The organism is Providencia sp. PROV129, from assembly GCF_028482245.1.
Classification (GTDB): Bacteria; Pseudomonadota; Gammaproteobacteria; order Enterobacterales; family Enterobacteriaceae; genus Providencia; species Providencia vermicola.
This window is the reverse complement of sequence record NZ_JAMPQD010000006.1, coordinates 383,176-407,018: the sequence shown is the minus strand read 5'-3', so window position 1 is coordinate 407,018 and position 23,843 is coordinate 383,176. Positions and strand designations below refer to the sequence as shown.

Genomic DNA, 23,843 nt, shown 5'->3' with positions numbered 1-23,843 from the left:
GCAAGCTATTACTGCTTATTATTAACGGCTACCTAAAATAACCGAGTTTTCAGGGCTGTCGGTACATACACCAGCAACTTTATCTGGTGTAATATTGATATTACCCTTCGCATTTAATGTACGTAATATACTCGCTGATGGCTCAACAAACATATCAACAGCTGCTACTACACTATATGTACCCGCTGCCGCTGAATCTACAGCAACATAATCCCACTGATTACCCACTTGGGAAATAATATTACGACACTGATCTTGATTTAACCCATTAAGCTCAATCACAAAACCTTTAAGACCCGTATCAACTTGTGATGTCGCTGTTTTTGCACCACCAATATTCAGGAAGTCATTTGAAATACTATTACGCGCTTCATCGATAGATAACTTACCTAATTGAACAAGGCGTGCAATCGCCTCTTGAGATTTTTCAGTATCTTTAATACTATCGACATTATAACCACTCGCTGCACCTGTTGAAATTGGGTATCCCGCAGCCCGCTGATAGGCATCTTTCATAGCAACTCTCACTGTATTGGTATTGCTGACAACATCAGAAATAGCACGGCTGTCAAATGCACGCTGTGCTAATACCACAACACCCGCTGCAATTGTCCCAATAATACCTAATACAATGATAATCTCTAATAGAGTCATCCCTCTTTGTTTTTTAGCTTCGTGATGTTTACGTGATTTTTTTATTAATTCCATTTTTAAGCTCTGTGTCTGCTGATAGACTTTAAACATAGGTATTCCTCAAGAATTTAATCAAATTTAATTTGATAATTTATAAAATTATATTACAGGCAAAAACTATATTAATTAAACAAATAACTATTCTTACTAATTAAGTTCCTTATGACTTCCCTTCATTGCAATAATTATTAGTTTAAATTATTTATCAGTCAATAAAGTTTTATTCAAAAAAATATTTGGGTGGTAAATCAATTGTGAAAAACATTAACTTAATCTTAATATTACATACACCGACTATATGACTATCATATATTTTAAATAATGCTTCTGTATGCATGCAAATTATTATTAGGATTATTCCTAATGTTATTTAGGTAGAAAGAAACATTCTCTTACATTATTTATTTAAACACAATCATTATAAATATATACAAATAAGTAATATTAATATATTTTACTCTGTATTCGGCTAAATACACTTATTTTAGGTAATTAATATATTGCAAGTTCACTGAATTAGTTTAACACAATGACATGTATTTTAGCCGAACTACTACTTTTACTAGATGATATAGCTATAGCCTCAATAACCTGTGTGGCAGATAGCATTGATATGAGATTAATAATATGACATATTCTAAATTAATTTTTTCAGGTTCATCTTTTACCTCTAATCATGAATCCACGCTGAATCAAAAAACAGAAAAACCGATGAAACCTGACTTAAAAAAAGCAAAGTTAATACAAGTCCCAATGATATATATAGATGCTTTTGAAAACATAAAAAATGAAGGTTATACCTCGCTATCTTTCTCCTCTTATCTTATTGAAGCATTGAAGGAGAAAATTATTTGCGATGTTTCACGGCTTGATTCGTGACCTATATTAGTATTTAGTATCTAATAAAAGAATCGCGTACTTCATATTTAATGAGATACGCGATTCTTTTATACTAACAATTAAAAAATATATTATTCATTCATTTAATTTAGCGATAACCCCGTCGATGATTACTCGAAGACCAACTGTATGTTGTATCGCTTGGAACTAGTTTATCTTTTTTCTGTTGCGCTCGAATTTTTCTAGTTTCTTTATCAACTTCTTTAGAAATTTCCGCAATAATTTCTTTTTTGACTTTCGTTTGCTCAGAATTGGTTAATTCACGTTCTAATTTCTTACGTTCTTGTGCAAGTCGTGTTCGCACTCGGTTTTTTTGTGTCTCTGTCATTTCCTGGATAGTTAACATTTTCATCGTACAGCCCCTTACTCATGTTTAATCACCTGAATTCAATATACCATCATTCGTTAAACCCGAATATGAAAAACTACATCTCCCGTTGCTACAGTCGTGTTATTTGATTATTCATTGGCTGCAAAAAGACAGAATTAAGCGTATAGTATGGCGCAATATCATTTAGATGAACTCACTTGTCATAATTATGGAATTAACCCCCTCACCTCAAAATATTCGCCAGATACTCATCTCTGACACCCCTATCATCGATGTTCGAGCACCAATTGAATTTCAGCAAGGTGCTGTACCCTCTGCGACAAATATCCCATTAATGAATGATGAAGAGCGCGCCGCTGTTGGAACTTGTTATAAGCAGCAAGGTTCTCATAAAGCGGTTGAGCTTGGTCATCAATTAGTGAGTGGTGAAACCAAAGCCAACCGTATCACTGCATGGCAAACGGCTTGCCAACAACATCCAAATGGTTTTATTTGTTGTGCTCGCGGTGGTATGCGTTCTCATATAGTACAAGCATGGCTTAAAGAGAATGGCATAGACTACCCTCTAATTAATGGCGGTTATAAAAAACTTCGTCAAACCACTATTGATGCCATTAATGAGTTGTCCCTACGCCCGACTATTTTAATCGGTGGATGCACAGGAAATGGTAAAACAACTCTGGTTCATAACCAACCAGATGGAATTGATTTAGAAGGTATTGCCCATCACCGCGGCTCGTCTTTCGGTCGCACTTTGCAAGCACAATTTTCCCAAGCGACTTTTGAAAATCATCTTGCTGTCGATATGCTCAAAAAGTCTTCAAATCATACGCGTTGGGTACTTGAAGATGAAGGGCGAGCAATTGGTGCAAATAGCCTGCCTATATCATTACGTTCTCAAATGGAAACAGCGGCTATCGCTGTTATTGATGACCCTTTTGAATTACGTCTTGAACGCCTTAAAAATGAATATTTTGACCGGATGACACATGATTTCCTTGGTGCATACGGTGAAGAGAAAGGCTGGCAATTTTACAGTGAGTATTTACATCATGGCCTGTTTGCAATTCGAAAGCGATTAGGCCCTCAACGGGCTGCTGAATTAACGGCGTTATTAGATACTGCATTAATTCACCAACAAGTGACGGGCGAAACCCAATCACATTTTTCTTGGCTTTGCCCATTACTACATGAATATTATGACCCAATGTATCGTTATCAATTAAGCCAGAAACAAGAGAGAATTGTTTTTCAAGGTACATATCAAGAAGTTGAACAGTGGCTCAATCAATAATTACAAAAAAATCAGATTTGGCTTTAAATTCATTCGACTGATAAGCCAACTCATCATTAAATTCTCAAATAGCTTAATGAATATCAAAACTTACGCAGTTGCGCCTTGCGTAATTTAACCTGACTCCTCATTGTGTGTTTTTTTATATAACGATAACGAGGTACTCATGCGCCGCCTATTACTCTCTTCTTTATTTATCTGCTTTACATTATCCCAAGCGATGGCTGATCAGCTACACATCTACGCAGGAGCAGGGTTGCGCCCACCGATTGAAAAAGTGGTCGAAAAATTCGAAAAAGAAACAGGCAACACTGTCACTGTTGAATATGGGGGTTCGGGGCAAATTTTGACACGCATCCCCAGAGATAAGCAACACATTATCGCTTTGTTAAATAAGATGAATATTGCACACTTGGCCAAGCGTTACCCCCATGAAATATCAGGAGGTGAACAACAACGGATTGCACTTGCTCGCGCGATGATTTCATCGCCATCTTTGCTCTTATTAGATGAACCGTTTTCCAGCTTAGATTGGCAAACAAGAGAGCAAATTTGGTCGCAAGTGAATCAATTAAAACGCAATGGTATCACTATTTTATTAGTCACTCATGAACCGAAAGAAGCGGCAGCGTTGGCGGAATACCATGTTGCCATAGAAAACGGCAATATACTCCAGAGTTAGCAAAAAAAGGCTTAAGCCTCTTTTTGTCTTTCTCGATTAGATAAAAACCACGCCAACTAAATACAGCATCCCCATCACAAAACACACGGACGAGCTGACATACCAAAATAAGTCACTATTTCCTGCAAAACACGCTTTTATCAATGGAAATAAAGCGGCTCGAAGTAAAAATACGCTCGCAATAGCGAACAAAATAGGCTGGTGAAACGGTAAAATCGGCTGCCCTAATGCTGTTGTCAATGCATAAGCAGAACATATAAGCAGGATAGTTCCGACAACAATAGCCGTAAAATGCGGATACCAATAGCCTTTTTGCGCTTTTTCAACGATAGAATTTCCTGCACCTAAAAAACGATATCCTTTTGCGCCGAGAAACAAGCACGCAAAATGCAGTAATGCAGCGATAAATGTACAGAACGAACCGAGATATAATGCGATGTTGCTCATGTTAAGCCCTTGTTTATCTGAATATAGCAACAGCGGGGATAGTACCCCGCTGCGCTATACACATTCATTTATAAGGCTATTTTATCGAATCAGGAGCAGGTTTATCCACATTTATCTCATAAAGTTGTAATGCTCGGTTAACTTCTGAACGAGCAATCAAACCTTCATCTGCTAATAATTTCAGTGCAGCCACCACAATAAAGTGACGGTTAACCTCGAAGAATTCGCGTAATGCCTCACGAGTGTCTGAACGCCCAAATCCGTCCGTACCTAATGAGATGAATTTTCTATCTGATACATAGGGTTTAATTTGGTCACCTACGATTTTCATATAGTCCGTCGCAACCACCAATGGCCCTTTGTATGGCTCAATCATTTGTTGTACATACGGTTTTTTAGGCTCATCTGCAGGATGCAACATATTCCAACGCTCTATTTTCATCGCTTCGCGCCGTAATTCATTTAAGCTGGTCGCGCTCCAAATGTCGCTATTCACCCCAAAGTCAGTCGCTAAAAGCTCAGCCGCAGCAAGGGTTTCACGCATAATAGAGCCACTTGACATTAATTGAACCCGTGGTGAACTTTCAGGTGCATTATCATAAGATTTAAATAAATAAGCGCCTTTTAGAATACCGTCTTCCACCCCTTCTGGCATAGCGGGTTGCGGATAACCCTCATTAAGTAGTGTGATGTAATAGTAAATATCTTCTTGGTCAACGAACATGCGTTGCATACCATTTTGGATAATCACTGCTAATTCATAGGCATATGCCGGGTCATAAGAAACGCAACTTGGGATCACGGAAGATAAAACGTGGCTGTGACCATCATCGTGCTGTAAACCTTCGCCCATTAAGGTTGTGCGCCCAGAGGTCGCTCCAAGTAAAAAACCTTTGGTACGCGCATCTGCTGCCGCCCAAGCTAGGTCACCCACACGTTGTAAACCAAACATGGAATAAAAAATATAGAAAGGGATGGTTGGCACATCATGGTTACTGTATGCCGTTCCGGCGGCTATCCATGTGGAAATAGCTCCAGATTCGTTGATCCCTTCTTGCAGAATTTGCCCGTCTTTTGCCTCTTTATAGTAACTTAATTGCCCCGCATCTTGTGGAGTATAAAGCTGACCTAAATAGGAGTGGATGCCTATTTGACGGAATAGCCCTTCCATCCCAAAGGTTCTTGATTCATCAGGCACAATTGGCACCACCAGCTTGCCAACTTCGGCATCTTTGAGTAACACATTCAAAATGTTCACAAATGCCATCGTGGTGGACATATTGCGCTCCCCACTGCCTTTGAATAAATTAGCAAAACTGGCTAAAGGCGGAATAGCCACAGGGCTTGTTTGGCCAAAACGTGCAGGAATATAGCCTCCCAAAACTTGGCGCGTGCTCTTAATATACAGGGCTTCTGGGCTATCAGCTTCAGGTTTGAGATATGGAATTTCGTCTAATTGCTCATCTGCCACAGGTAAATTGAGTTTATCACGAAAGGCACGAACCGCGTCTTGGCTCATCTTTTTCAATTGATGATTGATATTTTGCCCTTCACCCGCTTCCCCCATCCCAAAACCTTTTACCGTTTTGGCTAAAATTACAGAAGGTTTCCCTTTGGTATTTACCGCTTGGTGATAGGCAGCGTAGACTTTTTCTGGGTCGTGCCCCCCACGGTGTAAATTCCAAATGTCGTCATCACTCATATCCGCCACAAGAGCAAGCAACTCTGGGTATTTGCCAAAGAAATGTTCCCGCACATAAGCACCACTTTGTGATTTGAATGTTTGGTAATCACCATCAACACACTCCATCATTCGTTGCATCAATAAACCAGAAGTGTCTTTTTCCAGTAGTTTGTCCCAAGCACTTCCCCAAATAACCTTAATGACATTCCAACCAGCCGCTTTAAATACCGACTCAAGCTCTTGAATAATTTTACTATTACCACGCACTGGGCCATCGAGCCTTTGTAAGTTACAGTTCACGACAAACACTAAATTATCCAGTTTTTCTCGCCCACCTAGTGATATTGCCGCTAATGATTCTGGTTGATCCATCTCCCCATCCCCAAGGAAAGCCCAAACTTTACGGCCTTGATGAGGTTTAAGATTACGATATTCAAGGTAACGCATATAACGCGCTTGATATGCAGCGGTTAATGGACCAAGCCCCATCGATACCGTCGGATACTGCCAAAAGTCAGGCATTAAACGCGGGTGAGGATAAGACGATAAACCACGGCGTACAGATTCACGACGGAAATTATCGAGCTGTTCTTCGTCAATTCTCCCTTCTAAGTAGGCGCGGCCATAAATCCCTGGTGCAGAGTGCCCTTGGATATACACCATATCCCCAGCAAAATTATCCGTTCTACCTCTAAAAAAGTGAGTAAAACCAATATCGTATAACACTGCCGCTGATTGGTAGGTTGCAATATGCCCTCCCACATTAGAGTGTTTCCCCGCGCGGAGCACCATCGCCATCGCATTCCAACGAATGTACGCGTTTAACTGCCCTTCAGTTGCCAGATTGCCTGGGTATTCCGGTTGGTTATGGACGGGAATACTATTGATATATGGCGTGGTCACAATACTCTGAAAATCACCGTATTTCCGTTGATCTGCTTGCGCCATTTTATTCAGTAAAAAGTGTGCGCGCTCACGGCCATCAACTTCGGTAACACCTTCATAGGACTCAAGCCATTCCGCGGTTTCCTGAGGATCAACATCTTTTTCTATTGTTGTGTGGTTCATACTTTCTCCCAAATCTACTTTCCCATCAGGGCAGGTTTACGTCTCAAACTGGATTACTGGCTTTTAATTGCAATTGCTATAGTTGCGATTACTATCATACCAAAAGGTATAGTTGCATATGCAACATTAGTAAAAAAGACTTTATCCTTTTATAATTGCAATTGCAACTAACTCCCTTTAATGAAAAAAGGTCATATGAAAACTCAACAAGCGGATTTGTGGTTTTCCTTTGTCCGCGCACATCGGATCATCATCAGAAAAATTGAAGCTAAACTTTCCGAAGCAAAATTGCCTATTTATGCGTGGTATGATGTTCTATGGGGCTTGGAAAGTGGTGAAAACGGAACGCGCCGAATGCATGAATTGGCAGATGTCGTGGTGATTGAACGCTATAATTTAACGCGTTTAATTGACCGCTTAGAAAAGGAAGGACTCGTCATTCGCTCTCGTTCAGACGATGACAGAAGAGCATCTTTTGCCACAATTACAGAGAAAGGCAAACAGCTACGCAAACAGATGTGGGAAATCTACCGAGATGTAGTTAAAACACATTTTCTTAGTCAATTTAGTGAAGCTGAAATCAATGATTTTGCGAGTGCCCTTGATAAGGCCGCATGGAGCGCAAAAGAATAACGCAAATATCGCGGTACCACTCACGATACCGCGACAATCTAATGAGTTAGTTTTTCAATTGCCTCTTCATAAACAGCAACAGGAAGCTGGTTTGCCTCATAAAGTTGCTTCAATGCACACAAGGCAATCCAATTTACTGATGGGTAAATAATCCCGTTTTTATCAATAGAATCAGAACCCAATGCCATAAACCCTCGAGGTATGAATGGTTTTATTTGCTTAGCGATATGGTGTGAGTAATCCGTTACCGCAATGACGGGTACCTTGGTTTTGCCTAAACAGTGGTTAAGGTGGGAAGAAGCGTATTGCTGTTTTGCATCAAACGCGAGTCGCGTATAACTTGGGCAACTCCACACTTCGGACTCAACGCCCCATTGTGTTTGCAATAATTGGGCAGCTTGCTTAACCCTTTCGAGTGATTTTCCTGCCCCACACAATTGAATATCAATTTTTGGCGCACTGCGTGATAACTGGTACATACCTTTAAATGCGGCTATCGCAGCGTCTTCAGATAACGGTTCATTTGTTTGATTAACACTGTGCAATGCCATATACACCAATGACTTATCGCCATTTACATACAAATGTGTCAATGCTTGTTGGACGATAGCTGCGGCTTCTTGCGCGTTCGCGATATCATAAGCTAGCCAATTTTCCATCGACGTAAGCTTTAATGGAAACCACGGATAAACCCCTTTCGGTAAATAGCTTTCATTGGTATCAATACAATTGAGGAAAATCCCTTTATGGTTTGTTTCTGTTTCTAGTGTGCTTAACTGCTCAATTAAGGGAGTATTCACAAAGTAAAACAAGGGTTTCTCATAGGTTTCTTGGCTATTAAACCAAATTGGCCACGCTGTTTCTTGCTGGCCCATAGCGCCATTTTGATTAATAACCCAAATCGAAGCGTTATTATGTTTAATCGCTTTATGAAGCAAGCTTGCTGGAGAGCTTGGGTGATTGGCATTATCACAAGCAACCTGATTGATATGTTGTAAACACAAATTAGCGGCGGCTTGAGTTTGTGCCGTTGCGGCTGGCATTTTCATTGTTTGGGTAAACATTAGCGCTCCACTCCTTCATTATTGCAATTGCGATCATTGTAATTGCAATAACAAGGCGAAGTCAAATGAAGCCTAACGCCCTTATTTTTTAATCACTAGCTCAGTAACACCTTGGTAGATAAGCCTTGTCGCCAATGTCCCCAAAATCAACCCGACCACTTTCCCCACCACTTTATGGATACGCGAATAGCTTCGTCTGACCGATGAAAGAGAAAATGTTTGGCAGAGAATAATTCGCCATACCAATGAAGCCAAGACGATCCCAAGCCAAATCACCAGTTTTGCCCATAATGGCGTTGAGGGGGAAATAGTGGTTGAGAAAATACTCATGAAGAACAGCACAGTTTGCGGGTTCGAAAGATCGGAAATTAAACCACGGCGAAAATACACACCTTTCGGGAAATGTTCCGTAATATTTTCCGTGGATAAATTGAGTTGGGTTTTATTTTTAAAAACGCTAATCGCGTAATACAGTAAATACAATCCGCCTAGTACTTTAATTAACGAAAACAACGCACCAAACTCTGACATTAAGGTCACAAGCCCAAATAACCCAAGACCAGAATAAATGGCATTACCTAAAACGACACCATAGCCACAGGTTAACCCCGCCTTTTTCCCTGAACTAAGCGTGGTTTGGACAACAATAAATAAATTGGCGCCAGGATTAAAAAACGTCAGTATAAATAAAAATAGAGTGATAATAATGCTATGTAACGGATCCATAATTTTGTCTTCGAAAATTTAGGGTTTTCTATTATAGACACGAAATTATTATCAACTCTATTTTAAAATACAGATTTACTGCACAAAATAAGGGGGATTATTCGACAAATCGTATTATTGACTTAACACTTTTTTTCGTTGTAATAACCATTTATCTAATTCATTTGCAAATTGTTGGCGATCCCGTTGATTTAAGCTTGCAGGGCCGCCTGTTTGTACACCACTTGCCCGCATCGTATCCATAAAATCACGAATATTCAGGCGTTCGCGAATAGTCGCCTCGCTGTAACGCTCACCCCGAGGATTCAATGCAGAAGCCCCCTTTTCCATCACTTCGGCAGCAAGGGGAATATCCGCAGTAATCACTAAATCCCCTTTTTGAGCACGAAGAACAATTTCATTATCTGCGACATCAAAGCCTGCGGGAACTTGTAAGGTTTTTAAAAAACGAGATGGCGGAACTGACAAGCGTTGGTTGGCAACAAATGTAATTTGCACATTTTCTCTGTCAGCTGCGCGATATAAAACTTCTTTGATAACCTTAGGACACGCATCCGCATCAACCCATATTTCCATTATTTTATCCAAAACTTAGCGGTATATTATGGAGATATCATAACACGATAACGGCAAGAAACAGTACTGAAGTGATTTTGGTAGGGTTTAATTTAAAGTTACATCAACCAAGCTTATCACTGATAATATTAACAATTAATCTGAAATAAACTTGGTTTTCATTTGATAGCTAAAGCACCATGACCATTTCATGCCATGTCATTCCACCGTGATCTGACTCAGAAGGTTTGACATATTGGTAGCCAAAATGCTTGTACAGATCCACATGACGTTCTTTGCACATTAGATGAATAGTTTCTTTGTTATTGTTTCGCATTAATGCAATAAATTCGGTCATCAACATGGATGAATAGCCCTTTCCTTGATGGTTTGGGTGAACCACAACAGACATAATGACCACATTCGGAGCCTGTGCATCATGGCCGATAAGCTCTTTAAATTCTTCATCGGACATCACCACATCCCACGCGCAGCCTGCATTTATGAAGCCAACGATTTCGCCAGCCACTTCCATGCATAAAAAACCTTGAGGATACTGTGTTATACGTGTTGCTATTTTTTCTTTTGTCGCTGCCTCGTCGCCTTCATACGATTCAATTTCAATCGCGAAACACGTATCGACATCACCAAGTGTTGCTTGCCTAAATATTGGCTTGTGCATTTTATAACCTCTTATTGTTTATACTTATTTTATTAAACTTTTAGTACTATAGACACCCGGTTTCGCACTTTTTCGTCATTTTTTGTTGCGCATTGAGTTGGACGTAACTTAATGCGGTGGATAACACGACCAAAGTGCCCCCAACAATTGCCACGAGAAACCCCGCGTTCAGCCCATAAGTATCAACCATTTTCCCCGTCATCATGGCTCCAATAGCCACACCAATGTTTAGTCCAGCGAGCAACCAAGTCATCCCTTCCGTTAATCGATTTGGTGGAACGATATTTTCCACTAATGACATCGCAATAATCATTGTTGGTGCAAAGAATAAACCTGAAATAAACACCACAAATGCGAGGGAATAAACGCCGCTCACCCACCACATCGGTACAATAGATAAGAATGTCATTAACCCGCTAATAACCAGTAAACGCGGTAACGATATTTTTAGATTGAGCGCCCCGAAAACGAGCCCCATTGCACAAGAACCAATTGCATAAGCTGACAAGACTACGCTTGCCGCAGCAGGTTGTTGTTGTATCTGCGCGAGTGTGACACTTAAGATGTCCACTGACCCAACAATGATCCCTAATGCAATCATTAATGCGATCAGCAGTTGTAAGCTTATCATCGACAAAATCGGCTTTTGCTTCGGTGATAAGGTTTCATGTACGGTAACATTGGGTTCCGTACTACGTTGTTGTACAAGGAGTATCACACCCAACAATAATAAAACAGCGGCAACTAATAAGCCCGCTTGTGGAAACAAAATAACCGTCAATCCCACAGACAGTGGAGGCCCTGCAATAAATGTCGCATCATCAAAAACAGTTTCAAGGGAATAAGCCGTTTGTAAAATGGGCTGACCTTTATACAATTCCGTCCACCGTGCCCTAATCATGGCAGACATGCTGGGCATAGCACCTGCTAAAAATGCACCAATAAATAACCCAGCATCGGGCAATGCAAACCATGTTGTTGTGACGAGCAACAAAACCCCAGATAAACTAATAAGCGTGACCACAGGTAACACGCGATACTGTCCAAGTTTATCAACTAATCGGGAAATTTGTGGTGATAATAATGCATAAGTAAGTACAAACGTTGCCGAAATTAGCCCTGCTAAAGTATAGCTATCCCTTAATTGTGCCAGCATAGTGATAATCCCAATGCCCATCATCGGTAACGCTAGACGAGCCAGTAACCCTGCAATAACAAAGCGTTGGCTTCCTTCAGCTTGAAAGAGTTCTTGATAGCGACTTAGCATGTAAGCTCCATGTGATAAATTCATTATACATACAACGAGTATGTATAATGATGATATAATCATACATAGTGTATGTAAATAACTATATTCAGTGTTTGTAAGAGGTTTTATGGCAAGAAGAACTCAAGCTCAAATGGAAGAGACCCGCGAGCTTTTATTAACCACGGCACGAGAACATTTTAGCCGTTTGGGGTTTGCCGCAACGTCCATGGATGAAATTGCAGCAAGCGTTGATTTAACGCGAGGTGCCCTTTATCATCATTTTGGCGATAAAAAAGGCTTATTTGCAGCTGTTGTCGAACAAATTGATAACCAAATGAATGGCCGATTACAAAAAATTTCTGCCGATTCCACTGACCTTTGGAATAACTTCCGCCTACGCTGTCATGCCTATTTAGAAATGGCGTTAGAAACTGACTATCAACAGATTATCTTACGAGATGCCAAATCCGTTATTGCTGAAGACATTGCAAAATCAAACCTTAAATGTACTGAGCAAGTCGACCTCTTGTTACAGGAATTAATGAGCAAGCAAATCATTGGCAATGTTAATACTCGCGCCCTTGCCTTTTTAATCAATGGTGGACTTGCCGAATCGGCTTATTGGATTTCTCAATCCAATAGCCAAGAACGCCTACAGCAAAGCATTCATGCGATTGATAAAATGATTGATGGGTTACGAAAAAACTAATCGCTATCTATCCTGTTTTGTTGATATAAGACATTGAGCCTAAATGCAAAGATCAATACGATGATCAATAACACAGGAACCGTTAGTGTTAACTCTAAATAAACAAAACGATTGAAATTAAAACCATTTGTCTTCGGCGTTAACCAATAGGCCAAAGGTAGCGTCGATATACATGCAAGGCCACCAAGCACGATTAATCGCTTTAGCTTTTTATTGTTTTCGATTTTAATTTCATGGGGCAGCGTACGATGAAATTGAAAGTATTGATAACACAAGTAGGCTAAGCCGCCCACCGAGCCAACGTGCTGTAATAATTTATAAAAAGCAATTTCTTGGCTGTCAGACATCGCAAATAATTTCATTTGCAAAAATGAAATTTCTCGGACAAATGCCCCAGATTCATGCGTAAAACTGTCCCAAACAATATGGGTTAATGCCCCGATATACAAGGAAATAACAAAAATTACCCCTTGTCGAACAGATGGTGCATTTATAGTGTGAATAATAAAAGGGCTTATTCTATTCAGTGCTGGTGCCATTTTTTGCGTTAAACAATAAACCAATATACATAGCGGTAACCCAGTATAAAACCACCCAATAGAGTCATGCGCCAGTGCCGCAGTGTGGTACCACGTCAACGAATAGTATAAATCTGGGCTCAAGCTACCTAAAATAAGCGCAGGCAGACTTAACCAGCGAAAATATTTGGCCTGTTTAATGGGAAAAACCACCGCAGGATGGGAAAACGTCCAAGGCATACTCGCGACCAGAACAATTAAATAGATATCAGGATAGTGCCGTTTTAATTGTGAAAACGATATGCGAGAAATCGGAAAGATTTGCCCACAAATTCATGCGGGCAATATATCTAAGGAAAATTAGATTAACGAATTGAAAGTTTGTTTTAGCTTTTCAATATCTTGTGACGTTGTTGACCAAGAGGTACAAAAACGTAAGCACGTTGTATCTGCCGTTGGTTCACAAACTTTACTGACCACATAATGACTCAATACCTTGTCACTCAGCGAATTAGGTAAAATCACGAAGACTTGGTTTGATTCCACTGGCGCTAAAAAGCCGAATCCTTTTTCTGTAAAGAAATCGGCAAGCTGGTTTGCTGTATCATTAATGTGTTGGCCTAACTGGAAATAAAGGTCATCATTAAATAATGCTTCAAACTGCGCAGCTAATAACCAGCCTTTGGCTTGCAAGCCGCCTTTTTGCTTAATGCTATAGCGAAAATCGGTTTTTATTGCTGGGTTTAAAAGCACTAATATTTCCCCAGTCAGTGCGCCAATTTTTGTTCCACCAATATAGAAAACATCCGTTAGTTGTGCGATATCTTCAATGGTTAAGTCACTCACGGTGGACATCAAACCGGATGCTAAACGTGCGCCATCCATAAATAGCAATAGACCGTGGGCGTCACAGATTTCACGCAAAGCAACCAATTCGGCTTTGCGATACACCGTACCAATTTCAGTAGAGTTACTGATGTAAACTAATTTGGGTTGAACCGAATGTTCATCTGGATGCTCGGCCAGCACCTTTTTAATATGAACAGGCGTAAGCTTACCCGAAGCAGACTCTACCGTAATGACTTTATGCCCTGACGCTTCAATAGCCCCTGTTTCGTGAACATCAATATGGCCACCAACAACGGAAATAACGGCTTGATGTGGACGTAAAATATGAGAAATCGTCGTTAAATTGGTGATCGTCCCACCATTAAAGAAATGGATATCTGCATTCGGCTGGCCAATACGTTGTTTAATTTGATCTGCCACTTTCTTACATAGACCATCTGTACCATAACCTGTAAAACGTTTCCCTGCTAAATCATTCAATGCTTTCATCACTTCAGGATGTGCAATTTCATTATAATCATTTGTAAAGCTGTACATTAATTCACCTACCAATGCCCTGTTATGTAAATAATTAGCAAATAGTTATAGAGACAACTAATTTATTATTCAATGATCTTTTTTATCGTTCTCTGATACAATTTTATAGATACGCTAAAATAACAGCCCCCAACGAAATATGTAAGCAAAACCAACGCTTATAAACCGTTATTTTTGTGCACGCCGAAATGTCAGATTAAAGCGGTATGGCCCCAACAATGGGTGTTCACCCGCTTTGATGGTTCGAACACCATGGTAATTTAAACGCGACTTCCCTCCCCAAACCAGCACATCCCCATGTTCCAGTGTCAGCGCTATTTTAGGCGCTTCACGTATGGCTCCGCCAAAATCAAATATGCAGGGCAACCCTAATGAAAACGAAACAATCGGCTGTGAAAAATCCGCTTCATCTTTATCTTGATGAAGCGACATTTTAGCCCCAACTGCATAACGGTTAATCAAGCATGCATCGGGTTCAAACCCCAGAAAACCCGCTCTTTCTGCTGCGTCTTGTGCTAATTGACGAAAGATCCCAGGCATCGGCTGCCAGGGCTTATTAGTGACAGGGTCACTATTAGTATAGCGATACCCTGTTTTGTCAGTCACCCAACCCCACTCACCACAGTTGCTCATCGCGACTGACATGCGATACCCACCTGGGGTTTCCATATTTCTTAATGGGGATAGCGAAAAAATATTATTTAATGATTGTAATAACACCTTACTGTTCCCCAGTAAGAAACCTTTTAGCAAGAAGGCATCAGGGGCTATCTCAATCATGTTTTCGTCATCAGAAAATAACATAAGCGCTTATCTCATTAATTTAACTAGGGTAATTTGCATAATACGCAATTAAATGCCACTTCACCGTACTTTACGTGCTTCTGCACGCTGACTCACCCAAACACTCCCTAAGATCACTATCATGCCAATAAATTGTAAAGTGCTCAGCTGCTGATTTAGGTAAAACCATCCTAAGACCACAGCACTAACAGGGCTAAGGAAACCTAAGGATGCGACTGAACTCGGCCCTAATAACGCCAATCCGCGGAACCATAACGCGTATGTTAACGCCCCACCAATTAAGGTTAAATAGCTAAGACCGACAATATTCACGGATGTTAATACGGGTAATGCAGGCTCAAAGATCAAGGCAAAAGGTAATAAAATCAAACCACCTGCGGTTAATTGCCATGATGTAAAGGTCAATGCACTTACAGAAGGTTGCCAACGTCGACTTAATACAGTGCCAGCGGCCATTGAAAATGCCCCTGCCAACCCAGCCATCACCCCTACCCAATCTAAGGTAGCCGTTGGTGTTAACAGCAAAATCGCCACACCAACAATACCGCTGAATGAGGCAATGACAGAAACACTTGATAAGCGGTTACTTAATAACCAGTGACTTAAAAATAACACAATTAACGGCTGCACAGCGCCAACGGTTGCAGCAACCCCGCCTGGCAGACGATAAGCCGCAATAAATAATAACCACCAAAACAGTGAGAAATTCAACGCCCCTAAAATGGCGACACGCAACCACCAAATCCCTGATGGCAACTGGCGCAAAAAGAGTATCAGTAATAATCCTGCGGGTAATGCACGCAAAACAGCCAACGTTAACGGCAAGCCCGAAGGTAGCATTTCGGTTGTAACGAGATAAGTGCTTCCCCACACAATGGGGGCTAACGCTGTTAAACATAAAACAACATAGCGATTCATAGTATAACTCTCAATATTTATCTTGAGATCAAGATAATTTTTATTTGCCTTGACGTCAAGATAAATAATGCCCATTATTTACCTATGGATAGAATCGATAAAATCACTGAACAATGGGAGCGTGAGCGCCCAGACCTTGATATTAGCCCAATGGGGTTAATTGGTCGGTTAGGCAATGTTGCCTATCATCTCACTCGTGAAATGGAAAAAGTCTTCGCTGAATTTGGCCTTAATCGGTCAAGTTTTGATGTGCTTGCAACTTTGCGGCGTTCTGGTGCGCCTTACACCCTGAGCCCAGGGGACATGCTAACTACGCTAATGGTCACGTCAGGAACTATGACAAATCGCATTGATCAACTGGAAAAAGCGGGGCTAGTCTCCCGCCACACTAACCCAGATGATGGCCGTGGCTTTTTAGTGTCACTGACTGAGGAAGGACTGAATCTGATTAATCAAGTCATTGAGGCTCACACGCAAAACCAAGCAAGGCTAGTCGCTAAATTAACGTTGGAAGAGCAACAGGCGCTCAACCAACTATTACGGACATTTCTCGCAACATTTGAATCTTAAACAAATTGAAACGGTAACGGCATTTGCAAGCGCTCAAATTTATCGCATAGGTACACTAATCGTAATACGTTTTCGGGGGGGATCTCCCCTGAAGCAGTTAACAATTTGACCTGGTTGGCTAACCATAACGTGCCCAAATCCTCAAGGATATGTATGACATAACCAATTTCAGCTTGTTGGGATGAAGAAAACTGCTGCCTTCCCGTACAAGCCTGGGTTTCCAGTATTGACAAAATTGGACGAGTCAATTGGCTTGCGAGCGTTGTTTCAGGCACAAAAGTATTGCTCGTTTGCTGCTTTTTCTCCATGTATTCCATTATCTTACTGAAAAAACCTGAACGTTGTTTTTTGCGAGGGATTGATTCAAAATCAAGGTAAAACAGTTCAATACCTTGCTCTTTCTTCAACCATAATGTTTTAGGCACTAACTGAATACCTTGTGAAGTATGATTGACCAGAGCACTCACTGCGGCAATAGGCCATTTTTCCTTGGTAATAAAGCGTAACTCTTCGATTTTATGGTTTTCATTCCCTTCCCAATTTAATCGCAAAAACGCCCTATTTTTTTCACTATCAGATATCGCCCACAAAATACATTGTTCAGTCTCATTCCAATATAACTGTTCATAATCAGCGAGGTGTAAGATAACGGGTTGATAAACATTTTCGCTGGATAAGTTTGAAAGAAATTCACTAGCCTCTTGCCAGTGGGTAAACCCCAACTCTCTTTGAAGCGTTTGGTAATCATCGTTTGCTAACAGCTTTTGGTTATTTTTTTCAGCAAAACTGTCACCACTGGCCGATAATTTACCTTCGTCCGAAAGCCGCGGATCATGTAATTTAAACGGTGTTCGCATCAAATTATCGGCAGTTTGCTTCCAAATGGATAACGTTTGCCAGAGGCTTGAACGGTTGAACATCGGGTCCAGATTATTTGCACGCCCTTGTGTACATTGAATGATTTTTTTCTCTTGGTTATCCCAAAAACTAAACGTCGCACCAATTGCGCCGTTTTGGGTTTGCCACCAATTCGCATCAATTGGTGTTAAATCAAGTACCGATATTTTGTCAGTGTATTGACGGCGCTGCAAACCTTTAAGCACTGCAAGCTGTGTTGCATCTGCCGTTGAAAGTTGCTGCAAATAGGCAGCAATTTCGGCGATTAACCGCAAAACTTGCCCTTCATCCATCGTAAAGTGCTTACCTGCTAGCAGTTTCACCTGCTGGCTCAGCCTTTTCAAATAATTGGCTAACCGAGGTAAACCTTCCGCTTTCGCCGACATATTCAACAGATGCAATTGCGTGGCGCTACTTTGGCTAATGTGTGACAACCCTTGACGTAACAAATCTTGGATAAATTGCCCAATGGTGGCGATAACGGTTTTGTCATCATCAGTTAATGACAGTGCAGTATCAGGCGCAGGGGCTAAATCATCAGGCCATTGCCAAACTACACCATTTTGCATCAACAGTTTAGCAATCACCGCAAGGTGAACCGCTTTTTTCTGTTTTTCGGGGACCGAGGAGATCATCCCCTGAAAACCACTGCCTTTCAGGTAAATGATTGGCTCATCATATTCGGCTAATATCACTCTTAACTGGTTGCATTGATCATCAAAAGTCAGCTCACGCCCTTGCCACTCGGCTAACAAGCGGATAGCTAAGCGGCAGTCGGCTTTAGAGACGAGTTTAATCAATGACGTTGACTCTAATGCGAGTAATTCAGGCAATAATGGTTCTGGCTCACTAAGCATCCCCTTATCTTCAATACCCTGAATATTTTCATCTGGCACATTATTCTGAACCCAAAGAACTGCGGCCAAAATATGCTTACAACAACCTGATGCACTGCAATTACAGGTCGCTTTTTGTACACCTTGTGCATCTAACTTCACCGCTTGCCCATCACTGTCAAACTGCCCAGCAACCAGATCACTAGGATTAACCTTTTGGTTCTCTAAATCTTTGCGCGCTCTGCGTAATAACCCCACGTTTGCAAACACCGCTAACGCATCGTCATCATATTGGTAATAAATGGTTTGCCAACTCATTGCATCACCTCCGCCAGCCACTGAGCAAAGTGCTCAGGGGTTAATGCCGCGACATGCATTCCTCTATCAGCCAATTTTTGGGCAATTTCAGGATCATAAACAGGCAATGCATCGTCATCTAACGCGGCTAAGCCTAAAAGTTTCACTTGCTGACCGTGTAGGCGCTGTGTGCAGTTAAGTAGATGATTTAGTGCCCCGCCTTCCTCAAAGTCGCTTATCAAACTGATAACCGTACGTTTAGGGTTACGGATCAAACTTTCACAGTACTGCATCGCTTTGGCAATATCGGTTCCACCGCCCAATTGTACCGTCATTAAAACCTCAACAGGGTCATGGGCTAAATGGCTTAAATCAACAACTTGCGTATCAAAAACCACGAGTGAAACCCTGACTGTTGGCAATGCGGCTAAAATACTGGCACAGACTGCCGCATACATAATTGAACTGGCCATCGAACCACTTTGGTCAACACACAAAATTACATCCCACGGCAAGTGCTGCTGTTGACGCGAGTTGAAATACGGGGTTTTGATGACTAACCGTTGGTTTTGCCGATCATAATTTTTTAAATTTGCAGCAATAGTCGCACGCCAATCGAAATTACGGCTATTTGGAATTAACGAACGGCGAAAACGGTTCCTCCGCCCAGTTAATGCTTGGCGGAACTGATTACGCATTTGGCTGAGAATATCATCCACGACTTTGCGAATGATATTTTTCACTGCATCACGCGTATCTTCGTTCATTTTTCCCCGTAAACTCATTAGCGTTTTTGCTAATGCCTTCGTGGGTTCCATGGCATTCAATGCGTCAGGGTTTTTAAGTAAGCTACTGATTTCATAACGCTCAAGCGCCTGTGATTGCATGCGCTCAAACGTACTATTTGGGAATAACTTCCGCGCTTGGTTTAACCAATTCACTGCGGTAAGTTGCGATGCATCTAAAGAACCGTGACGACCACCTTCTTGTCGCAGTCCACGCCGTTGATATTCACGGCGATATAAAAAATCCAATGAGCGCTCGATTTTTAACTCTTCCGCACTGAATGCCGCTTGCCCCAGCGCGTTATCCGCATATTGGCCTAATACTAAACGCCAGCGTTTAGCAAGTTGCAGTTGTTCTGGCGTCAATGGCATCTCTTTTTTGCTCATCGTTATTTCGCCTCCGACGTGTGAGTGAACCAACGTTGTAGACCAAGCTCAACAAGCTGATTTTGTAGTCGTTGTTCTAATTGCAACGCTTGCAGCATTTGTTTCTCATTAAATTCTGTTTGGTGCAGCGTCAAATCTTGTGCTTCGATTGATAAGTTTTGCGCGATATACTGTGCCATTTGTGCATTTTGTTTTGGCGTCAGTTGGCTAAATGCAAAGCGCAAATCTGGCAGCACCTGAATAAATCGACTTTCATCCCATTTACTGAGTAAATCATTCAAAGAGTCGATTAAGAGTGGAATACGTAAAGTTAATTCAGGGGCAGCGCGCATTACGCCAATAAAATAGCCAATAGCGATTTCTGGGTCACTTCCTGCACTAAACGCACTTTGGATCTCGTTAACTAATGTCTCTTCATCGGTTTTTGCACCCAAATAACGCAGAGCATCCACGGCCCCTTTTAATAAAGGGACATGGTTTAATTGGTCTTTACAGCGAGCCAACTGGTGATAAAAATCGTGATAATAATCGTGATTTTTATTAATTTCAGGCATAAATGTCACCAGTTCGCGGCATGAAAGTAGCGCATTAAAATACATTTCTTGCTGCTGCTCATCCCCTTGAGTAATTTGCTCAAAGCAATAAAAAACTTGCTGCAATAAAGCATCCAAACGAGCTTCAATCGTAAAATTCTCTTCGATATCAAAGAACTGTCTTCCTCGCCATAAATGTACTAACTTATGGCCACAAGCTACTAATGATTCGAATTTTGTATCTTGCTGAATATAACTATCTAACAATGAAAATAGTGTAGGAATGCGTTGATGTAAGCCAATGATCGCCGCTTGCATTAATAATGTCACAGCACTCTGGCTTGAACGACTGACCCCTTGTTGCTCAAGGTTTTTTTCCATTTCAAATAAACGATTCAATGCGATCGTTTTAAGCTGAGTCCCTTTTTCTGATAATGCAATTAACTCGCCTTCCACATTTGGCGTCCAGGCATATTGCCACTCTTCAAATAACACATCCATTTGGTTTCCTGACATAAAATTTGGGCCAGAAAGGTGTTTTGCAAAATGAATATCTAAAAAAGCCAATAAATGTAAAAAGCGACTACGTAGGCGATGTTGTTTATTACGATACACATCTAACCGACTGATTTTGCTTAATGTGTCATCAAGCTTAAAGCGAAACCCTTTTGCCATCTCATAGGTTTGTGCTACCAACGGCGGCGTTGTTGTGCCTTTGGGGATTTGGCCTAGGCGAAAACCTGAAAAGCAGGTTTTAATTTCATGCCAAAGTTCATCTTGGCTCTCATCAAGGCTGCCTTTAATAAATGCACTTTGTAGTCCATCCAATAAATCATAGCGCCCTGTCCCTGCATGCCCACGAAAGGCCGCTAAGCGAATGCTTTGTTCCGCGGCCAGTTTTACCGATAAAAAACCAGGAGCCGCATCAAATTGCTTTTCGCGCAAAATAGTCGCCACCTTTGCCAGATACGCGATCCCCAATTTATTCCGATACACCTGAGTTGGGCGAACTCGACCATTTTCACGGTCTTGGCGCTGTTGCAATAGTGTTTCCCATACTTTTTGGTAAAACGCGGGGGATGGCATACCTGATGCATAACCGTTTAGTGCATCAAGCTTATCGTCACTATAACGTATTAACCATGCACTCTCGTTTTCAGCGGTTTTTTGTTGTTTTACAAACTGCTTTTGAGCTATCGCCGTGAGTGCAAATTGTTGAGTTGCCCGTTCAGCTAAACCTTCAATTAACGCGAGGGTATGAAATCCGCCAGTCACGATAACAATTTTGGCGTTTGGCTGCTTCGTTTTAATGCTTTGAATATGAGCTTGCATATGGGATTCACGCTGTGTAGAGCCTTCAGATTCAAGGACTTCAGGCTCATAATCTAAACGAGCTAACCCACACCAGATGAAACTGTCTTTAAAAAATGCAGACCAATCAGTGAGCTGCTCAAAAGTACGTAATTCAAATAGTTGTTCCCAAAGCTCATCATGGTCACGGCAACCACTTTTTTTTGCTAGCTGTGCAATAAATAAGCTATGTGCTAAATAACGCTCTTTTTGCAGGCTTTGACTTTGCCCTTCATCAGTTTCATCAATATTAACCTGCGCAGCCCAAGGTAAATCAATAAACTGTAATTGTGCTTTATATCGTGAGCCTTGCTTAAGTGCTTGCCATTCTGGGGAATATTCGCAAAATGGGAAATAAGCCGACCGAGTGACAGTGTCACTTCCATCCTTTAATGCGCCTGCTTTAATTTCCGTTTGCACCATAATAGCGACGGGCGGTTGTGTGTCTTGATGCAGCAACCCTGAAATCAACCCATTAAAACTATCAGGTCCTTCAATCAGTACATAATCAGGGTTAATCTGCTCAATCAATGAGGCCGTGCTGTAGGCACAAGCTGGACTGTGATGGCGAACGGGAGCAAAATAAATCTTTTCTGATTCAAGCTGTTGCCAGCTCATCAATGCTTGTTCGAGTCGTTCGGGTAAAGGTATGGAAGGCAAACTCACCGTAATATTCCCTGATTGATAAATATGGGCGAAGCCAAAGACCTCGCCATGCATTACACGTTAACAATCCTATTGCCAAAACTGACGGGAAGCTTCAAAGAATGCTTTCCATTCGGGGCTCTGTTTGGCTCTTTCTCGTGCGACATTATCAATGTAATAACGCATCCGCTTGATATCATCTGCATTATCTTTGAGTACAACCCCAATTAGCTGACGAGCGACTGCACCAGCACTTAACGTTCCGTCTCCCAAATAATGGGCTTCTAACGCACACGCATAAGCGATATTCACCGCTTCTGCTGTCGACATCACCGCATCTGGGGTTTTGATATTGCCGCCATCCTTGGTATTGCCTGAACGTAGCTCTTGGAAAGTGGTGACTAATAACTCAATCACATTCGCAGGCACAGTCACCAAGCCATTTAGCTCGCCTAGTTCGCTGGTAAGCTGTTTATTTATTAGCTCAATTTCAAACGCAGGGTCTTGAATCGGCCTCACCGTTTCGAAGTTAAAGCGACGTTTTAATGCCGATGACATTTCATGCACGCCACGGTCACGCAAGTTGGCTGTACCAATTAAATTAAAGCCTTGCTTAGCACTGATCCTCGCATTGTCTTTCATTTCGGGGATCATCATCTGTTTTTCAGACATTAAGCTGACCAATACATCTTGTATTTCTGGTGGGCAGCGGGTGATCTCTTCAAAACGCACAATTTTTCCTTCCAGCATGCCTTGATAAAGTGGTGAGCTAACCAACGCTTTTTCCGTAGGCCCTTCTGCCAATAGCAACGCATAGTTCCATGAGTATTTAATGTGATCTTCGGTTGTTCCAGCTGTTCCCTGAATAGTTAAGCCCGAATCACCGCTGATTGCTGCAGCTAATAATTCGGATAACATGGATTTTGCTGTTCCTGGTTCTCCGACTAACATCAGACCCTGTTTACCTAACAAGGTCACTATTGCGCGGTCAACTAAAGCATCATCCCCAAAAAACTTCGGCGTAATACCCAGAGCTTCATCACCTAAAATAAACTGCCTAACCGCGCGTGGTGAACGTAGCCAACCTTGTGGTTTTGGGTTATGGCTATCGGCTTGTGTGAGTTTTTCCAGTTCATCAGCAAAACGAATTTCTGCGCTTTCACGCAGAACATGCCCTTTTATTGTTTCTTTGTTACTCAT

At 41.4% G+C, this 23,843-nt stretch carries 23 protein-coding genes; 6 read left to right on the top strand and 17 right to left on the bottom strand.

The window, feature by feature from the left end; translation table 11 throughout:
* Positions 1 to 21: 21 nt before the first annotated feature.
* Positions 22 to 744 (bottom strand): type IV pilus major pilin, encoded by a 723-nt coding sequence (locus tag PSF27_RS04745; protein WP_272680974.1) that lies wholly within the window; start codon positions 742 to 744, stop codon positions 22 to 24.
* Positions 745 to 1,320: 576 nt separating this feature from the next.
* Between PSF27_RS04745 and PSF27_RS04740 the strand changes: the two genes are divergently transcribed.
* Positions 1,321 to 1,572 (top strand): hypothetical protein, encoded by a 252-nt coding sequence (locus PSF27_RS04740; RefSeq protein ID WP_272680973.1) that lies wholly within the window; start codon positions 1,321 to 1,323, stop codon positions 1,570 to 1,572.
* A gap of 109 nt (positions 1,573 to 1,681) precedes the next feature.
* On the opposite strand, the gene PSF27_RS04735 is transcribed toward PSF27_RS04740, so the two are convergent.
* Positions 1,682 to 1,945 carry a DUF3811 domain-containing protein gene (locus PSF27_RS04735; protein ID WP_206086030.1) on the bottom strand — a complete coding sequence of 88 codons (264 nt, stop codon included), beginning with the start codon at positions 1,943 to 1,945 and terminating at the stop codon, positions 1,682 to 1,684.
* Between the two features lie 187 nt (positions 1,946 to 2,132).
* On the opposite strand from PSF27_RS04735, the gene mnmH reads away from it, so the two are divergent.
* Entirely contained in the window at positions 2,133 to 3,218 is a 1,086-nt protein-coding gene (mnmH, locus tag PSF27_RS04730; RefSeq protein WP_272681004.1) for a tRNA 2-selenouridine(34) synthase MnmH, read from the top strand.
* 166 nt (positions 3,219 to 3,384) lie between these two features.
* Positions 3,385 to 3,900, top strand: a complete 516-nt coding sequence (locus tag PSF27_RS04725) for an ATP-binding cassette domain-containing protein (RefSeq protein WP_272680972.1) — start codon at positions 3,385 to 3,387, stop codon at positions 3,898 to 3,900.
* A 36-nt stretch (positions 3,901 to 3,936) separates the two neighbouring features.
* Here PSF27_RS04725 and PSF27_RS04720 read toward each other — a convergent pair whose 3' ends face one another.
* Entirely contained in the window at positions 3,937 to 4,347 is a 411-nt protein-coding gene (locus tag PSF27_RS04720; RefSeq protein ID WP_272680971.1) for a hypothetical protein, read from the bottom strand.
* Between the two features lie 76 nt (positions 4,348 to 4,423).
* Positions 4,424 to 7,099 (bottom strand): pyruvate dehydrogenase (acetyl-transferring), homodimeric type, encoded by a 2,676-nt coding sequence (aceE, locus tag PSF27_RS04715; RefSeq protein ID WP_272680970.1) that lies wholly within the window; start codon positions 7,097 to 7,099, stop codon positions 4,424 to 4,426.
* A 195-nt stretch (positions 7,100 to 7,294) separates the two neighbouring features.
* Between aceE and PSF27_RS04710 the strand changes: the two genes are divergently transcribed.
* Positions 7,295 to 7,732 carry a MarR family winged helix-turn-helix transcriptional regulator gene (locus tag PSF27_RS04710; RefSeq protein WP_272680969.1) on the top strand — a complete coding sequence of 146 codons (438 nt, stop codon included), beginning with the start codon at positions 7,295 to 7,297 and terminating at the stop codon, positions 7,730 to 7,732.
* A gap of 38 nt (positions 7,733 to 7,770) precedes the next feature.
* On the opposite strand, the gene PSF27_RS04705 is transcribed toward PSF27_RS04710, so the two are convergent.
* The 5 genes from PSF27_RS04705 to PSF27_RS04685 form a co-directional block, all read right to left on the bottom strand.
* A complete protein-coding gene (locus PSF27_RS04705) occupies positions 7,771 to 8,796 on the bottom strand; it encodes a transketolase-like TK C-terminal-containing protein (RefSeq protein WP_272680968.1) in 1,026 nt (341 codons plus the stop codon).
* A gap of 81 nt (positions 8,797 to 8,877) precedes the next feature.
* Complete coding sequence (locus PSF27_RS04700; protein WP_272680967.1) at positions 8,878 to 9,522, bottom strand: LysE family transporter; 645 nt, start codon at positions 9,520 to 9,522, stop codon at positions 8,878 to 8,880.
* 114 nt (positions 9,523 to 9,636) lie between these two features.
* Complete coding sequence (locus tag PSF27_RS04695) at positions 9,637 to 10,098, bottom strand: YaiI/YqxD family protein (protein ID WP_272680966.1); 462 nt, start codon at positions 10,096 to 10,098, stop codon at positions 9,637 to 9,639.
* Positions 10,099 to 10,267: 169 nt separating this feature from the next.
* Positions 10,268 to 10,759 (bottom strand): GNAT family N-acetyltransferase, encoded by a 492-nt coding sequence (locus tag PSF27_RS04690; RefSeq protein WP_272680965.1) that lies wholly within the window; start codon positions 10,757 to 10,759, stop codon positions 10,268 to 10,270.
* Between the two features lie 46 nt (positions 10,760 to 10,805).
* Positions 10,806 to 12,026 (bottom strand): MFS transporter, encoded by a 1,221-nt coding sequence (locus PSF27_RS04685; protein WP_206086019.1) that lies wholly within the window; start codon positions 12,024 to 12,026, stop codon positions 10,806 to 10,808.
* Positions 12,027 to 12,135: 109 nt separating this feature from the next.
* Between PSF27_RS04685 and PSF27_RS04680 the strand changes: the two genes are divergently transcribed.
* Positions 12,136 to 12,717 carry a TetR/AcrR family transcriptional regulator gene (locus tag PSF27_RS04680; RefSeq protein WP_272680964.1) on the top strand — a complete coding sequence of 194 codons (582 nt, stop codon included), beginning with the start codon at positions 12,136 to 12,138 and terminating at the stop codon, positions 12,715 to 12,717.
* Here the strand turns inward: PSF27_RS04680 and PSF27_RS04675 are convergent.
* The 4 genes from PSF27_RS04675 to PSF27_RS04660 all read right to left on the bottom strand — a co-directional run bounded on the left by PSF27_RS04675 (position 12,714) and on the right by PSF27_RS04660 (position 16,343).
* Positions 12,714 to 13,475 (bottom strand): DUF4184 family protein, encoded by a 762-nt coding sequence (locus PSF27_RS04675; RefSeq protein ID WP_272680963.1) that lies wholly within the window; start codon positions 13,473 to 13,475, stop codon positions 12,714 to 12,716. The two genes, PSF27_RS04680 and PSF27_RS04675, sit on opposite strands and share 4 nt — an antisense overlap.
* Before the next feature lie 120 nt (positions 13,476 to 13,595).
* Positions 13,596 to 14,621 (bottom strand): threonine aldolase family protein, encoded by a 1,026-nt coding sequence (locus PSF27_RS04670; protein ID WP_206086016.1) that lies wholly within the window; start codon positions 14,619 to 14,621, stop codon positions 13,596 to 13,598.
* A gap of 168 nt (positions 14,622 to 14,789) precedes the next feature.
* Positions 14,790 to 15,425, bottom strand: a complete 636-nt coding sequence (gene alkB, locus PSF27_RS04665) for a DNA oxidative demethylase AlkB (RefSeq protein ID WP_272680962.1) — start codon at positions 15,423 to 15,425, stop codon at positions 14,790 to 14,792.
* Between the two features lie 60 nt (positions 15,426 to 15,485).
* Positions 15,486 to 16,343: an EamA family transporter gene (locus tag PSF27_RS04660; RefSeq protein ID WP_272680961.1), complete on the bottom strand. Its 858-nt coding sequence runs from the start codon at positions 16,341 to 16,343 to the stop codon at positions 15,486 to 15,488.
* An 84-nt stretch (positions 16,344 to 16,427) separates the two neighbouring features.
* Here PSF27_RS04660 and PSF27_RS04655 point away from each other — a divergent pair, with 84 nt between their 5' ends.
* Complete coding sequence (locus tag PSF27_RS04655) at positions 16,428 to 16,913, top strand: MarR family winged helix-turn-helix transcriptional regulator (protein WP_206086200.1); 486 nt, start codon at positions 16,428 to 16,430, stop codon at positions 16,911 to 16,913.
* On the opposite strand, the gene PSF27_RS04650 is transcribed toward PSF27_RS04655, so the two are convergent.
* From PSF27_RS04650 to PSF27_RS04635, 4 genes are all read right to left on the bottom strand, one after another.
* Positions 16,910 to 18,964, bottom strand: a complete 2,055-nt coding sequence (locus tag PSF27_RS04650; RefSeq protein ID WP_272680960.1) for an SWIM zinc finger family protein — start codon at positions 18,962 to 18,964, stop codon at positions 16,910 to 16,912. The genes PSF27_RS04655 and PSF27_RS04650 overlap by 4 nt on opposite strands.
* Entirely contained in the window at positions 18,961 to 20,115 is a 1,155-nt protein-coding gene (locus tag PSF27_RS04645) for a VWA domain-containing protein (RefSeq protein ID WP_272538423.1), read from the bottom strand. Before PSF27_RS04645 ends, PSF27_RS04650 begins: the two co-directional genes overlap by 4 nt.
* A 2-nt stretch (positions 20,116 to 20,117) precedes the next feature.
* Positions 20,118 to 22,664, bottom strand: coding sequence for a DUF5682 family protein (locus PSF27_RS04640; RefSeq protein WP_272681003.1), 2,547 nt, complete (start codon positions 22,662 to 22,664; stop codon positions 20,118 to 20,120).
* A 69-nt stretch (positions 22,665 to 22,733) separates the two neighbouring features.
* Positions 22,734 to 23,843 carry an ATP-binding protein gene (locus tag PSF27_RS04635; protein WP_206086010.1) on the bottom strand — a complete coding sequence of 370 codons (1,110 nt, stop codon included), beginning with the start codon at positions 23,841 to 23,843 and terminating at the stop codon, positions 22,734 to 22,736.